Raw genomic sequence first — 14594 nt, 5'->3', positions numbered from 1 at the left:
CAGAACCACTGCCGCCAGGCCCGGCTCTCCCTCTGTTGCCGACGCGGCCCTAACGCAACGCCTGCCGCTTATCCCAGGAGAGCCACTGCTGCAGGGCCAGCATGCCCCTGTCCAGGGCGCAGCCGATGAGGCCTATGGTGACCACGGCCACCATGATGCGGGCCAGGGAGGCCGAGCCGCCGCTCTGGAACTCGTCCCACACGAACTTGCCGAGCCCCGGGTTCTGGGCCAGCATCTCGGCCGCGATAAGCACCATCCAGGCCACCCCGAGGGAGAGCCGCAGCCCGGTGAAGATCATGGGCAGGGCGCCGGGCAGCACGATGCGGCGCACATGGGTCCAGAAGGAGAGCCGCAACACCCGGCTGACGTTGTGCAGGTCGCTGTCCAGCCCCGCCACCCCGACCGCGGTGTTGATCAGGGTCGGCCAGAGGGAGCAGAGGGTCACCGTCAGCGCCGAGGTGACGAAGGACTTGGCGAGCCAGGGCGCTGGGCTGGCGTAGAGCGCGCTCACCACCAGGGTGATGAGGGGCAGCCAGGCCAGCGGCGACACCGGCTTGAGCAGCTGGATCACCGGGTTGGCGGCGCGATAGAGCCCCTGGTTCATGCCGAGCAGCAGGCCGCACGGGATGGCGATCAGGCTGGCCAGCCCGAAGCCGCACAGCACTGTGAGCAGGCTGGTGGCGATCTGATCGAAGAAGGTGGGGCGCCCGGTATAGGGGCGCAGCTTCACCTCGGCCGCCGGATCCCGTGCCAGCCGCTCGGCGTTGCGCAGCTGCTGGCGATCGAGGAAGGCGGCCGCCTTCTCGCGCTCGGCCAGGTGCTCCTGTCCCAGCGACCAGAGCTGGGTCAGGGTCGCCACCGGCCCCGGCAGGGTGCCCAGGCTGGTCTGCACCTGGCTCGCCCCCCACTGCCAGAGGCCGAGGAACAGCAGCACGCCGAGCAGGGGCTGCACCATGGTTTTCCAGTTGACGGCTTTCCAATTGATGAGTGGCCACTTGTGTCGTTTCATCGCTCGCTCCTTGTTCATTGCACCCGCTCATCGCCCTTGAGGCCGATGGCAAACTGTTGCAGGTAGGCGTTGGGATGACGCCCGTCGTAGATCAAGCCGTCGATGAAGCCATCCTGGGGACCGCGATAACCCTGCTCGCTGGCAAAATCGGGGAAGTCACTCGCCTTTAACTTGCCCTCGGCGATGAGCGCCTCGGCCGCCTGGCGGTAGACCTCGGGTCGATAGACGGCCCTGGCGACCTGCTCGAACCAGGCATCCGGTTTCCCCTGCGGGATCTGGCCCCAGCGCCGCATCTGGGTCAGGTACCAGATGGCATCGGAGTAGAAGGGGTAAGTTGCCTGATGGCGGAAGAAGACGTTGAAGTCCGGCAGGCTGCGCCTGTCCCCCTTGGCGTATTCGAAGGTGCCGGTCATGGAGCCGGCGATCACCGCCTCGTCGGCCCCCACGTATTCCGGCCTCGCCAGCAATTTTGCCGCCTCGCGCCTGTTGCCGTTCTGCTCGGCATCCAGCCACCAGGCCGCCCGCAGCAGTGCCTTCACCAGCCGGATGTGGGTGTTGGGATGGCGCTCGGCCCACTGGCGGGTGACGCCGAATACCTTCTCCGGGTTGTTGCGCCAGATCTCGTAATCGGTGATGACGGGCACCCCTATGCCCCTGGCGACCGCCTGCTGGTTCCAGGGCTCCCCCACGCTGTAGCCGGCTATGGTCCCCGCCTCCAGGGTGGCGGGCATCTGCGGTGGTGGCGTGACCGACAGCAGCACCTCCGCCTGACGCTGGCCCGAGCTGTCACCCTGATCGGGGGCATAGAAGCCGGGGTGGAGCCCGCCGGCCGCCAGCCAGTATCTGAGCTCGTAGTTGTGGGGGGAGACGGGAAACACCATCCCCATGTTGAAGGGCTTGCCCGCCTGCCGGTATTGGGCCACCACGGGTTTGAGCGCCGCCGCGCTCACCGGCGCCGGCACCTGACCCGCCACCACCTTGGGCAGATGGGGCTGCATGGCGGCCCACACCGGGTTGGCGACAGTGATGCCGTTGCCGTTGAGATCCATGGCGAAGGCCGTCACCAGCTCGGCCTGAGTGCCGATGCCGATGTGGGCGGCCAGGGGCTGACCGGCCAGCATCTGGGCGCCGTCCAGCTCGCCGTCGATCACCCGATCCAGCAGCACCTTCCAGTTCGCCTGCGCCTCCAGGGTGACGTAGAGCCCCTCGTCCTCGAAGTAGCCGCGCTCATAGGCCACCGCCAGCGGCGCCATGTCGGTCAGCTTGATGAAGCCGAGCTTGAGCTCCTCCTGCTCGGGGGCCCCCACCGCCAGCGCCGGCAGCGACAACATCGCCAGCAACAGGGCCGCACATCCTTGTCTCTTGTTCATTCGCCTTCCTCGCTCAGATCCAGTCATGGGCGGTCATCCCTCTGCGCCGTTGCAGGGTCGCGACCAAAAAAAAGCCTCACCGATCCGGGATCGGTGAGGCCTCTTTGCCCTGTTGCGAGTGACGGGCCGGTTGGCGCCGTCACTCCTTGTCTGCTGGGTAATTCACTTTCCATGCCAGCTTGGCCAGGCCACTGAAAACGGGCCTGTCCCGCCTCTTTCTTCCCCATCTGCACCCTCATTTGCCTCAATAAGGCGCAACTGCACCAAAACGGTTGCTCCGCGGGGGCATCACACCGGCAGGGCCAGCAGCAACTGCCGCGCCAGCTCCCCCAGGCTCAGGTGGCGGCTCATGGCGGTGCTGCGCATCAGCCGGTAGGCCTGCTCCTCGTCCAGCCCCTGATGGCGCATCAGCCGCCCCTTGGCCTGCTCGACCAGCCGCCTCTCCTCCAGCTTCTGGCGCAGCTCGGCTTCGGTTTGCGCCAGCGCCTGCACCATGGCCAGCTGACTGCGGGCCAGCCGCAGCCACTGCTCGACCGGCTCCCGCTCGCCGCACGGATGCGGCACCAGCAGCACCCCCTGCTGCAACAGGGCGATCTGGGGCTCGGCGCCGAGCCGCTCGCAGAACAGCAGGCGCGGCAGCCCGGGCCAGAGGGAGAGGCCGAGCCGCACCTCGGCGCCGAACTGGCGACTGCTGATGAGCAGGGCATCCCCCTGCCCGTCCGGGGTCAACAGCTGGCGGCTGTCCAGGATCTGCGGCCGATGGCCGTAGTGGCTGACCAACAGGGCCAGGCGGTTGGCCTGACCCGGCTCGTCGGCGTGGATCAGCAGGCGGGAGGGGGGGCCGGCAGGGCCCCCGGGGGGAAGGGTGGTCATGGCGCTCCTTGCCAACGGCTATCGCAACTTGTCTGCCGCCAATCAGGCAACATGAAGGCCAACTGTTTGAATCTACCTCCTTTTTATCCATCTGGAGGTAGTGGGGGTAGGGGCCGAGACGGCGGCTCAGGCCACCCGATCCAGCGCCTGGGTCAGCAGGGCGTTCAGCTCGGTGCGCAGACTCACCACCTCCCCCATGATCATCAGCACGGGACTCTGGCCGAGCAGCGCCAGCGCCGCCTCCTCCAGCGCAGCCAGCCGGGTCTCATGCACCCGCTGCTGCGGGCTGCAGCCGGCCACCACCAGCGCCACCGGCAGATCCGGCGAGGCGCCGGCCGCCAGCAGCCCCTGCCGGATCCGGGCCGCCCGCTCCAGCCCCATGTAGAACACCAGGGTGTGGCCGGCCCGGGTCAGCCCCTGCCAGCCCTGGTAGTCGCGCTCGTCCATCAGATGACCCGTCACCAGGGTCAGGGAGCGCGCCAATCCCCGGTGGGTCAGGGGGATCAGGCTGCTGGCGGCGCAACCCAGCGCCGCCGTGATGCCGGGCACCAGCTCGGCCTCGATGCCGTGGCGGGCCAGGTACAGCGCCTCCTCCCCGCCCCGGCCAAACACCAGGGGATCCCCGCCCTTGAGCCGCACCACCCGCTTGCCGGTGCGGGCCAGCGCCAGCAACAGGGCGTTGATCTGCGCCTGGCTCGGGCTAGGCTCGCCGCAGCGCTTGCCCACGTCGAAACGGGCCGCCCCCTGGGGAATGCGGGCCAGGATCTCGCTCCCCACCAGCCGGTCATAGATCACCACCTCCGCCGCCTCCAGCCGTTGCAGGGCGCGCAGGGTCAACAATTCGAACGGGCCTGGACCGGCCCCTACCAGACTGACATGGCTCATCTCACACTCCTTGTGCCCCGTCTTAAGCGGAGGCGATAAAAACATGTTTAATCAACAGCTTGTCTATCTCTGGCAGACAGGTGCCGCAGTTGCTGCCACAGCCGAGCAAGGCCTGCAGCCCCGCCAGCTCGCTCACCCCCTGCCGGGTGATGGCGTCGACGATGCGCCCCTCCGACACCCGCAGGCAGGAGCAGACCAGCCGGCTCTCCCCGGCCAGGGCCGCGCTCAGGGTCTGGCTCAGGGCCCCCGCCTGCAGCGGCGTGCCGAGCAGGCTGGCCAGCAGCTCGACCTTGATGTCAGGGCGCCGCTCCCCCACCAGCAGGATGCCGTCGATGCGATCCTGCACCAGCGCCACCGCGAGCCAGCCCTGTGCGAGTGGCAGCCGCAGCCAGCGCCCCGTCGTCCCCAGCCGCTGCCACAGCGCCGCCGGACTCTCTGACCAGGAGGCCAGCAGGGTGCAGTTACCCTGGGGCAAGGGGCGCTTGGCCCACCAGTCCACCGCCTCCCCCCAGGGCTGCTGACCCAGCCAGAGCCCCTGCCAGTGGGTCGGCTGCGGCTCGGCCATCACCCGTCCCTGCTTGAACATGGGCTGGCCCGAGAGGGGATCCACTACGGCGGCGATGAGGCGGTTGACCGCCCCCTGGCTGCACTGGCTGTCGGTCCAGTGCATGGGCAGGAAGGCCTCCCCCTCCCGCAACCCCTCGTCCACTCCGATCAGCAGCCGCGCCTCGCCAAGCCCGTTGTAGATGCGCACCAGATCCCCCTCGGCCAGCCCGAGCGCCAGCAGGCTGGCGGCCCCCACCCGCAGCTTGGGCCAGGGCTCCGCCTCCTGCAGGCGGGGCACGTGGCCGGTGCGGGTCATGGTGTGCCACTGATCCCGCAGACGGCCCGAGTTGAGTAGCAAAGGGATTGTGCCCACCGGTGCCGTGACGACCGCTGGTTGAGGGGGGAAATGCTGGGCCAGCGGCAACAGACGGGCCCGCCCATCCGGGGTGGGGAAGCGCCCATCCTCGAACAGACGGGCACGGCCCCTGGGCCAGGCGGCGTTGACCGGCCAGCTCAGGGGCTCCAGCGCCTCGAACTCGGCGCGGCTGAGGCGGGCCAGCCCCGAGATGTCGAACTGGCGGGCCCCCTCGTTCTCGAAGCCCGACAGGGCCGCGTGCTCGCCGAAGATGTCGTGCTCATGCTCATAGGCAAAGCCCTCGCCAAAGCCGAGCCGGCGGGCCAGCTGGGTCAGCGCCCACCAGTCGGGTCTGGCCTCCCCCGGCAGGGGCAGAAAGGCGCGCTGGCGGCTGATGGTGCGCTCCGAGTTGGTAACAGTGCCGCTCTTCTCGCCCCAGGCGGCGGCGGGCAGCAACAGATGGGCCAGCCGCGCCGTGTCGGTATCGCCCGTCACCTCCGAGACCACCAGCAGTTCGCAGCGGGCCAGTGCCTCCCGCACCCGGTTGCCATCGGGCAGGGAGACCGCCGGATTGGTACCCAGCACCCAGAGCGCGCGGATCTCTCCCCTGTGCACCGCATCGAACAGTGCCACCGCCTTGTGGCCCGGGCCACGCACCATGGTCGGGCTCTGCCAGAAGCGCTGCACCCGGTCGCACTCGGCCTCGCCAAAGCCCATGTGGGCCGCCAACTGGGTCGCCAGCCCACCGACCTCGCGCCCGCCCATGGCGTTCGGTTGCCCGGTCATGGAGAAGGGCGCCGCCCCCGGCTTGCCGATGCGCCCGCACAGCAGGTGGGCGTTGATGATGGCGTTGGCTTTGTCCACCCCCTGGTTGGACTGATTGATCCCCTGACAGAACAGGGTAACGGTGCGCGGGGTGCGGGCAAACAGCCGGTAGAAGCCGAGCAGATCTCCCTGCGCCAGGTCGCAACTCTGGGCCACCGCTTCCAGTTGCCAGGCCGGATCGTCCAGCGCCGCCGCCAGTTCGGCGAATCCGCTCACATGCTGCGCCACATAATCCTTGTCCCAGCCGTCGCTATCGAGCAGATAGCGGCAGAGCCCGTTCCACAGCGCCACGTCGCTGCCGGGCCTGAGCGCCAAGTGCAGATCCCCCTGCTCCGCCGTCATGGTGCGGCGGGGATCCAGCACCACCAGCCTGAGCTCGGGCCGCCGCGCCCGCGCCTGTTGCAGGCGGCGGAACAGCACAGGGTGGGTCCAGGCGGTGTTGGCGCCGGTGAGCACCACCAGATCCGCCAGCTCGAGATCCTCATAGCAGGCGGGCACCAGATCCTCGCCGAAGGCGCGCTGGTGAGCCGCCACCGCCGATGACATGCAGAGACGGGAGTTGGTATCCACGTTGGCGCTGCCGAGATAGCCCTTCATCAGCTTGTTGGCGACGTAGTAATCCTCGGTAGTGAGCTGACCCGACAGATAGATGCCGATGGCCGCTGGCCCGGATTCGGCCAAAATAGTGGCGAAACGGTCGGCCAGGGTATCGAGCGCCTGGTCCCAGCCGATGCGCTGCCCCTGCCAGCGCGGATAGAGCAGGCGGTCGGGGAAGTCCAGACTCTCCAGCAGGCTGGCCCCCTTGACGCAGAGGGCGCCCGCGTTGGCCGGATGCCGTTCATCCCCCTGCAGCTGCCACTCATCGCCCTCCCGGCTCAGCCGGATGCCGCAGCCCACTCCACAATAGGCACAGGTGGTCTTCATTCCCTCGCTCCTTGTCGCCCGGCAGCCTCGCGGGTTGCCTTCCTTGCCCTGGCCCATGAAAAAGGCGTCCGCCCCCCAATGGGGACGGACGCCTTTGTCCGGCTGAGCCTCGATCATCTTGTCATGATGGATGACTGCAAAGCCTGCGCCAAGATGCGAGGCGCCCCGCCAGTGCGGCCACCGACGCGGGCCTGCGCCGGGACGGTGCAGCTGCCCTCTTGTTGGGCCCCGCCAGGCAAAAACAGGGCCCTGCCCGGCGGGGCCATCGCAACGGGCCATGGGCAAAGTGCGAGCCGGGGGTATAATGCGGCCGCCACAGAGGAGAGAGAGATGAAAGAGTCGGATTACGACGGCGCGAACACCGTTGATACAGCCTCAGCGGAGCATTCCGCTTATTGCTGCATCGGGCTGGTCAATCCCAAGTCGCCGGAGAACGTAGGGGCCGTGATGCGGGCCGCCGGCTGCTACGGGGCGGACGAGGTCTACTACACCGGCAGCCGCTTCGAGCTGGCGCGCCGCTTCGCCACCGACACCAAGCAGATGGTGGAGAAGATCCCGCTGCTCGGGGTCGAGGAGCTGCTGGCCTTCGTACCCGAAGGCTGCACCCCGGTGCTGGTGGATCTGATCGAGGGGGCCACCTCGCTGCCGGACTATGTGCACCCGGAGCGCGCCTTCTACATCTTCGGCCCGGAGGACGGTACCCTGGATCCCGCCCGCTATGAGGCGGTGAAGGAGGTGATCTATGTGCCGACGAAGGGCTGCATGAACCTGGCCGCCTCGGTCAACGTGATCCTCTACGATCGGCTGGCCAAGCGCCTGCGGGCGGGGCTGACAGAGTAAAGCTGCGATCTATGTGACCACACATAAAGGCTGCATAAACCTGGCCGTCTCGGTCAACGTGATCCTCTACGATCGGCTGGCCAAGCGCCTGCGGGCTGGGCTGACAGAGTAAAGCTGCGATCTATGCGACCACACATAAAGGCTGCATGAACCTGGCCGCCTCGGTCAACGTGATCCTCTACGATCGGCTGGCCAAGCGCCTGAGGGCGGGGCTGGGGGAGTAAGCCGGCGGTCAATATCACCACGCAAGCGGGGATGCATGGGCCTGGCCTTGCTGCCTACTTGGCTACCCTCGCCTCCTGCTCCTTGATAAAGGCGTGGTAGTAGTCATAGAGCTGGTTGTTGCGATAGATCTCGGCCAGGGTGCCGCCGCCAAGCAGCCGCCTCATGCCGGGATCCCAGTGCTGGCGCAGCTGCTGCCCGCGCTCGGTGTCGGCGAAGATGGGATAGGTGGGCACCCAGCGCAGGAAGATCCTGCTCATGTCGGACGGGAGCTCCCCCTTCGGATAGAGCACGCCGGCGGTCAGATAGTAGCGGTAGCGCTCCTTCGCCAGGAGCTGCATGGCCAGGGCGTGATCGTCGATCTCGTGCCAGCGCATGGGCACGGGAATAAACTTGTCAAAGGCCCAGCCCCGCAGCCAGAGCACATCCTGGCCCTGCAGGCTCACCTCGCCGGCCCAGAGCGGCAGCCACTTCTTCAGCATCAGCACAGTCACATCATCGGCCGAGGCCGGATAACTCGGCTGGTGTACCCCCTGCACCTCCCCCAGATAGACCCCCATCGCCATGTCGCCCCCCTTCTGCGCGACCACCGCCAGCGCCCGCTTGTAGGGCACTATGTGGGGATGGATGCGATAGCCTTCCGGCTCATAGATGGCACGCACTATGTCCAGATAGACACCACGGCCATCGTTCTGGCAGAAGCCGGGCCAGTCGTCGCAATAGACATGAATGACATCGGCCCGGGCGGACCAGGGGAGCAGCAGGCAGCACAACAAAAGCAGCAGCGGACGAACCATGTACCTGTATTTCCTCGGTGGCGGGTCTGTCAGCGGGGCCCACAGACAAAGGGCATGTTCAAGCCTTATCACATCATAGGAAGTGATCCTGGCAGATCACCTCTTTTTCCTGATTTTGCGAGCGGGTCGAGGGTAATAACCTCCTTGATGGGTATCATGAACAATAAGATTCATTAGTGACCCAACCAGAGGAGAGCCTTCTTATGCCTACCATCAAATCCTTGCTCTGCCCCGTCGATTTCTCCGAGATGTCCAAGGCCGTGCTCGACTACGCGGTCTTCATGGCCCAGAGCCATCAGGCCGAGCTCAAGCTGGTCCATGTGGTGGATCAGCTGCACGGTTTCGACAGCTACAAGATACTGCACATGACGGCCATCGAGATCACCCACGAGATGGAACGTCAGGCCAAGACCCAGCTCAAGGAGCTGATCGCCGATCTGGCCGTGCCCGCCACCTTCGAGGTCCGCTTCGGCCGTGCCGCCGATGAGATCGTCATCCAGGCGAAAGAGGACAAGGTTGACCTGGTGGTCATGGGCAGCCACGGCCGCTCCGGCATCAGCCACCTGCTGGTGGGCAGCGTCGCCGAGTCCGTGGTGCGTCACGCCCCCTGTCCGGTGCTGGTGGTGCGCAAATAGCCCCGCGCCAACCGACATCCGAAGGCCAGCGCTCGCTGGCCTTCTTGCTATGGGGCCAACTCAGCCATGGGCGTAGATGACGCTTCCCTCCTTGATGATGTTGATGATGGCCCGCGACTGCTCCCTCGGCAGCGCGGGACAACCCCAGCTGCGGCCCAGTTTGTCGAACTTGAGCAGGTGCCGCGGGCTGGCATAGTCAGCCCCGTGCACGACGATGGCGCGCCTGCGGGCATTGCTGTTCTTGCCCGGGCTCAGCCCATCGAGGCGCAGCGAGTAACCGTGCTTGCCCTGATAGGTCTCGGCGGTACGATAGACCCCGAGGGAACTCTGCCGGGAATTGAGCTGATTAGAGAACTGGCGCGCGGCCAGCTCACCTGAGTTGCGACCGTGGCTGACCCAGGTGTGGTAGAGCAGCTTGTGGCGCTTCACATCGATCACAAACAGCCGGCGCTGGGTCGAGGGTTTGCTGTAATCGATGATGGTGAGAATGGCCTTGCGCTTGTGACGCACATCTTGATAGCCCTGCAGGGCCTTGCGAAACACCTGCTTGTCGAGCTTGCCCGCCAGGCCCAGCTGACGATAGAGATCCTGGTCCCAACTGGCATGGCCGGCGCCGCTGAAACAGAGCGCCCCCAGCAGCAGCGGCAGGCTCAGCCAGAGCGCGCCTAGCCGCATCATCCAATTTGTTCGCTTCATCCTTGAAGTCGCTCCCGTTCTTGCTGGTAGCCCAGGGGGCAAAATAGCGCCACACCTAGCAGGATAGTTATATGCAAGCCCCTGATAGGGCGCAATAAAAAAGCATAAAAATGCCGACATGGGTCGGCATCTTCACACGGGGTCAGGGGGCGCACTCAGGCACGACTCAGGTAGTCCGCCAGTCCCACCCATTTGTAGCTGGTGAGCTCGGTCAGCCCCATGGGGCCACGGGCGTGCAGCATCTGGGTCGACACCGCCACCTCGGCGCCGAGGCCAAACTGGCCACCGTCGGTGAAGCGGGTGGAGGCGTTGACATAGACAGCTGCCGAGCCGGCACCGTTGACGAAGCGCTCGGCATTGGCCAGATCGTTGGTCAGGATGGCGTCGGAGTGACCGGCATTGTGCTCGCGCATGTGCGCCAGCGCCTCGTTCACATCGGCCACCAGCTTGACCCCCAGGGTCAGCCCCAGCCACTCGGTATCGAAGTCTTCCGGGCCGGCCTCGCACAGGTTGTCGGCCCCCGCCAGCAGCGCCATGGCATTGGCCGCCCCCACCAACGTCACCTTGCGCTCGTTCATTAACTTGACCAGTTGCGGCAGCAATCGGGGGGCGACCCGCTCGTGCACCAGCAGGCTATCGAGGGAGTTGCAGGCGGAGGGGCGCTGCACCTTGGCGTTGTCGATGACCGCCAGGGATCGCAGCAGATCGGCGCTCTCGTCCACGAAGATGTGGCCGATGCCGAAGCCGCCGATGATGACGGGGATGGAGCTGTTCTCCTTGCACATCTTGTGCAGGCCGGCGCCGCCGCGGGGGATGATCATGTCCACGTAGCGGTCGAGGCGCAGCAACTCGCCCACCAGCGCCCGATCCGGGTTGTCGATGTACTGCACAGCCCCGATCGGCAGGCCGGAGGCCGCCAGGGCGTGCTGGATCACCCGCACCAGCTCCAGGTTGGAGTGGAAGGTCTCACGGCCGCCGCGCAGTATGCTGGCGTTGCCGGTCTTGAGGCAGAGGCTGGCGATGTCGATGGTGACGTTGGGACGCGCCTCGTAGATGACGCCGATGACGCCGATGGGCACCCGACGGCGGGAGAGGCGCAGGCCGTTCTCCAGCACCCGGCTGTCGATCTCGGCGCCGACCGGATCGTCGAGCACTATCACCTTGCGCACGTCCGCCACTATCCCGGCCAGCCGCTCGGGGTTGAGCAGCAGCCGATCCAGCATGGCCTCAGCCAGGCCGGCCTCGCGGCCCGCCGCTATGTCCTTGGCGTTGGCGGCCAGGATCTGCTCGCTACGCGCCTCCAGTTCATCGGCGATAGCGGCCAGCGCCCGGTTCTTCTGCGCCGTGCTGATGGTGGCAAGTTGATAGGCGGCTTCGCGCGCCGCCTGCCCCATTCTCTCCAGACTCATGATTTGGTCCCTATCTGGGTGCCGCCTTGCAGCAGCACCATGTCGTCTCTGTGAATGGCCACGGCACCCTGGCCATGACCCTACACCAGTTTTATCTGATCCGGCCGCCTTACAGCAGCACCATGTCGTCTCTGTGGATGGCCACCGCGCCGTAGCCGTAGCCCAGTACCTGCTCTATCTGATCCGAGTGCACGCCACGCAACTTGTCCAGCTCCAGGTGATCGTAGCGGCAGATGCCGCGCGCCAGCTCGCGCCCCTTCGGATCCAGGATGCGCACCACGTCGCCCCGCACGAAATCGCCCCTCACCGCTATGATGCCCTTGGGCAGCAGGCTGGAGCCCTTGTCCTGCATGGCGGCGACGGCGCCCTGATCCACCTGGACCTCGCCGTGAGGGGGAGGGCCTGCCAGGATCCAGCTCTTGCGCCCTTCCAGCGGCGAGGCCAGCGCCGGGAACAGGGTGCCGACCCGCTCGCCCTTGGCGAGGCGACCGATCACCTCGGGGATCTGGCCGGTGGCGATCACCACCTTGACACCGGCCCGGCGCGCCACGTCGGCCGCCTGCAGCTTGGTCGCCATGCCGCCGGTGCCGAGGCCGCTGACGCTGTCACCCGCCAGCTTGCGCAGGGTGTCGTCTATGGTCTGCACCTCTTCGATGAGCTGGGCATCGGGGTTGGTGCGCGGATCGGCGGTGAAGAGCCCCTTCTGATCGGTCAGCAGGATCAGCAGATCGGCATCCGCCAGGATGGCGGCGCGGGCGGAGAGGTTGTCGTTGTCCCCCACCTTGATCTCGGCGGTCGCCACCGCATCGTTCTCGTTGATGACCGGGATGATGTGATGATCCAGCAGGGTACGCAGGGTATCGCGGGCATTGAGGTAGCGCTCCCTGTCCTCCAGATCGGCGCGGGTCAGCAGCATCTGGCCGATGTGCAGCCCGTAGAGGTTGAACAGGTCCTGCCACACCCGGATGAGCTGGGTCTGACCGACCGCCGCCAGCATCTGCTTGTTGGGCAGGGTCGGCGCCAGCGGGGGATGGCCCAGATGCTCACGCCCGGCGGCGATGGCCCCCGAGGTAACCACCACCACGCGATGGCCGTGACGGTGTAGCGCCGCACACTGTCTGACCAGCTCCACCATATGGGCACGGTTGAGCCGGGCAGATCCCCCGGTGAGCACGCTGGTGCCCAGTTTGACGACTATGGTTCTGTTTTCCATGGGAACAAGGAGGTTAAAAAAGTAAGGGATCCTTTATACCCACGGCCCCGCAGCCCTGCAAGGCAATTAAACGCCGTTGAAAAGGAAGGGGGCCCTGCGAGTCAAGGCCCGCAGGGCCGCGGCAGATCAGGCGGCGGTCACGCTCAGCTCGTTGGTCACCTGCTCGGCAGGGGTCAGCTGGCACTCTAGTGCCGTCAGCTTGGCGCTGATGAGCTTGTAGAAGTGGTTGAGGGTGCGCTCGACTTCGACCTGGTGCTTCTTGGGCAGCGGCTTGTTGAGCCACTCCCCGTCCGCGTTGTAGAAGCCGAACTGGTAGTGATAGCTGAAGCTGTGATCCTGCTGCTCCAGCACCAGCCACCAGCCCCAGAATTCCCGCTTGTCCGGCGCCGGCTTGGCGCTGATGCAGACGGAGAGGCAGTCGAAACGATAACGCCCCTCCTCACACAGGTCTTCCCGTAAATAGGGGCCAATGGCCGCGAATTGCCGCAGCAATCGCTTGTAGGTCACTCTTTCCGACATGCTAACCTCCCTGTTGAACAAGCCATATCATCACGCGATGATGTTACATTTTTACTTCTGTATCATGTACATAAATGCTGTTTGAGCCAGTCTACCGTCTCTTTCAGCGCCGCGTCGTACACCTCAAGCAGAGGCTGTTTGTCGAAGACCACCGCCTTGCCATTACGGCTGGCGGCAGCCAGGGCCCGCACATCCTGCTCCGGGCAAATGAAATCTCGCTTGTGGCCGATGCTCAAGATCGGCACCGAGGTGCGGCTCCCCAGCAGACCCTGGGTCTTGAGGGAAAAGACCTGGCACTTGGTGCGCAACAGGTCCCACTGCGCCGCATCGGCACCCAGCCGGTTCGCCAAACCATCACGCATCATGCGCGGACAGCGGGCAAACATCTCCTGATTGGTAAATACCTGATTGATGCCGGCGCCGATGCAGACCACTGTCCTGAGCTTGAATGGCTCGACGAAGGCCAGCCGCGCCGCCACATTGCCCGCCAGACGGAATCCCACCATGGCGATCCGCTGGTGATCAACCCAGGCCACCTCGGAGAGGTGATTGAGCACCGCCTGATGCAGGCGGCTGGTGTCCTGCACCAGCGGCCAGTGCTCGGCGTAGCCGATGCCCGGCATGTCCAGCGACAGCATGCCGATGCCGTGGGGCTCGAGGCACTTGAAATAGAAGTTGAGAAAATCGACCTGCAGCGAGTCGATGCCGCCGCTGACGATGACCAGGGGCACAGGCTTGTCGGTGGTGGGCAGGTGCAGATAGCCCTGGATGGTCTTGCCCCGGAACGGCACCTGCAGCTCCTTGAGCGGCACCTTGAACAGCCGGCCCGCCTCGCGGTACGCCATGTTGCCAAGCAACTGGGCCTGATCCGCCAGCTCGTCATTCTTCAGATGGGGATAGCTGGCGATGGAGTAGTAACGCACCGCCTTGAGCAGGTTCTTCAAGGCGCCGGCCGTGTCGCCCTGGGTCACCAGCTCCCGCCCCTGATTGAAGTAGCGGCCAGCCAGCTGGCTCCACTCATAGACCCAGTTGCCGGGCACATAGCCCTTGATGGTATCCAGATAGCGCTCGTGGCTGCGCTCGCCCTGCCCCATGGCGATACAGGCAAGGGTCTGCTCCACTTCGACCGGGTTGGCCCCCTGCCAGGCCCAGGCCGGCCGGCGCAGCAAGCGGTACCAGTGGGGCGAGAGGGCGCCGTCGATAAAGCTCTCGGCCAGGGAGCTGTCCTGCTCTTCTACCGGACTGGAGTTGGATATCTCGGAGGTCTCCAATACCTTTTTGATCCGGGTGAATAGCTTTTCCGTCAGGTTGGTATCGTTGTTTGGTTCCAAAATCGTGGCTCTTCTGTCTCAGGCAATGGCCCATCTTAACCACTTTTCGCACCGGGCAGCCATAGCATAAAAGAACAGGGCCCCAAACAGGGGCCCTTTGAAACCTTTTCACCTCATCGCGAGCAAAGCGGCAGCCATCAAGGCG

13 protein-coding genes are annotated in these 14594 nt (G+C 65.7%); 2 read left to right on the top strand and 11 right to left on the bottom strand.

All coding sequences use genetic code 11. From position 1 onward, the window contains the following. Positions 1-49 precede the first annotated feature (49 nt). The 5 genes from KW821_RS03830 to KW821_RS03810 all read right to left on the bottom strand — a co-directional run bounded on the left by KW821_RS03830 (position 50) and on the right by KW821_RS03810 (position 6787). A complete protein-coding gene (locus tag KW821_RS03830) occupies positions 50-1009 on the bottom strand; it encodes an ABC transporter permease (protein ID WP_218290502.1) in 960 nt (319 codons plus the stop codon). 14 nt (positions 1010-1023) lie between these two features. Then, on the bottom strand, positions 1024-2379 hold the full coding sequence (locus KW821_RS03825; RefSeq protein ID WP_256353312.1) for a CmpA/NrtA family ABC transporter substrate-binding protein: 1356 nt from the start codon (positions 2377-2379) through the stop codon (positions 1024-1026). Between the two features lie 288 nt (positions 2380-2667). Further along, on the bottom strand, positions 2668-3252 hold the full coding sequence (locus tag KW821_RS03820; RefSeq protein ID WP_218290501.1) for an ANTAR domain-containing response regulator: 585 nt from the start codon (positions 3250-3252) through the stop codon (positions 2668-2670). Positions 3253-3378: 126 nt separating this feature from the next. Next, positions 3379-4137: a uroporphyrinogen-III C-methyltransferase gene (gene cobA, locus KW821_RS03815; RefSeq protein ID WP_218290500.1), complete on the bottom strand. Its 759-nt coding sequence runs from the start codon at positions 4135-4137 to the stop codon at positions 3379-3381. A 22-nt stretch (positions 4138-4159) separates the two neighbouring features. Further along, a complete protein-coding gene (locus tag KW821_RS03810; protein WP_218290499.1) occupies positions 4160-6787 on the bottom strand; it encodes a molybdopterin-dependent oxidoreductase in 2628 nt (875 codons plus the stop codon). A 330-nt stretch (positions 6788-7117) separates the two neighbouring features. Here KW821_RS03810 and KW821_RS03805 point away from each other — a divergent pair, with 330 nt between their 5' ends. Next, entirely contained in the window at positions 7118-7627 is a 510-nt protein-coding gene (locus KW821_RS03805; protein WP_218290498.1) for an RNA methyltransferase, read from the top strand. 278 nt (positions 7628-7905) lie between these two features. Here the strand turns inward: KW821_RS03805 and KW821_RS03800 are convergent, their stop codons facing one another. Then, on the bottom strand, positions 7906-8646 hold the full coding sequence (locus KW821_RS03800) for a hypothetical protein (RefSeq protein WP_218290497.1): 741 nt from the start codon (positions 8644-8646) through the stop codon (positions 7906-7908). Between the two features lie 203 nt (positions 8647-8849). Here KW821_RS03800 and KW821_RS03795 point away from each other — a divergent pair, with 203 nt between their 5' ends. Then, positions 8850-9281: a universal stress protein gene (locus KW821_RS03795; RefSeq protein WP_042651705.1), complete on the top strand. Its 432-nt coding sequence runs from the start codon at positions 8850-8852 to the stop codon at positions 9279-9281. Between the two features lie 60 nt (positions 9282-9341). Here KW821_RS03795 and KW821_RS03790 read toward each other — a convergent pair whose 3' ends face one another. From KW821_RS03790 to frsA, 5 genes are all read right to left on the bottom strand, one after another. Beyond that, positions 9342-9977: a murein L,D-transpeptidase catalytic domain family protein gene (locus KW821_RS03790; RefSeq protein WP_218290496.1), complete on the bottom strand. Its 636-nt coding sequence runs from the start codon at positions 9975-9977 to the stop codon at positions 9342-9344. Between the two features lie 155 nt (positions 9978-10132). Then, a complete protein-coding gene (locus KW821_RS03785; RefSeq protein ID WP_218290495.1) occupies positions 10133-11386 on the bottom strand; it encodes a glutamate-5-semialdehyde dehydrogenase in 1254 nt (417 codons plus the stop codon). 109 nt (positions 11387-11495) lie between these two features. Next, positions 11496-12599: a glutamate 5-kinase gene (proB, locus tag KW821_RS03780; RefSeq protein WP_042651702.1), complete on the bottom strand. Its 1104-nt coding sequence runs from the start codon at positions 12597-12599 to the stop codon at positions 11496-11498. A gap of 126 nt (positions 12600-12725) precedes the next feature. Next, positions 12726-13118 carry a sigma factor-binding protein Crl gene (gene crl, locus KW821_RS03775; RefSeq protein WP_042651701.1) on the bottom strand — a complete coding sequence of 131 codons (393 nt, stop codon included), beginning with the start codon at positions 13116-13118 and terminating at the stop codon, positions 12726-12728. Between the two features lie 62 nt (positions 13119-13180). Continuing rightward, the gene (frsA, locus tag KW821_RS03770; RefSeq protein ID WP_218290494.1) at positions 13181-14449 is read right to left on the bottom strand and encodes an esterase FrsA; all 1269 of its coding nucleotides are present in this window, start codon (positions 14447-14449) and stop codon (positions 13181-13183) included. Positions 14450-14594 lie beyond the last annotated feature (145 nt).

Source organism: Aeromonas sp. sif2416 (genome assembly GCF_019218665.1).
GTDB lineage: Bacteria > Pseudomonadota > Gammaproteobacteria > Enterobacterales > Aeromonadaceae > Aeromonas > Aeromonas encheleia.
The sequence above is the reverse complement of the archived record's forward strand: the minus strand, read 5'-3'. Positions and strand labels throughout refer to the sequence as shown.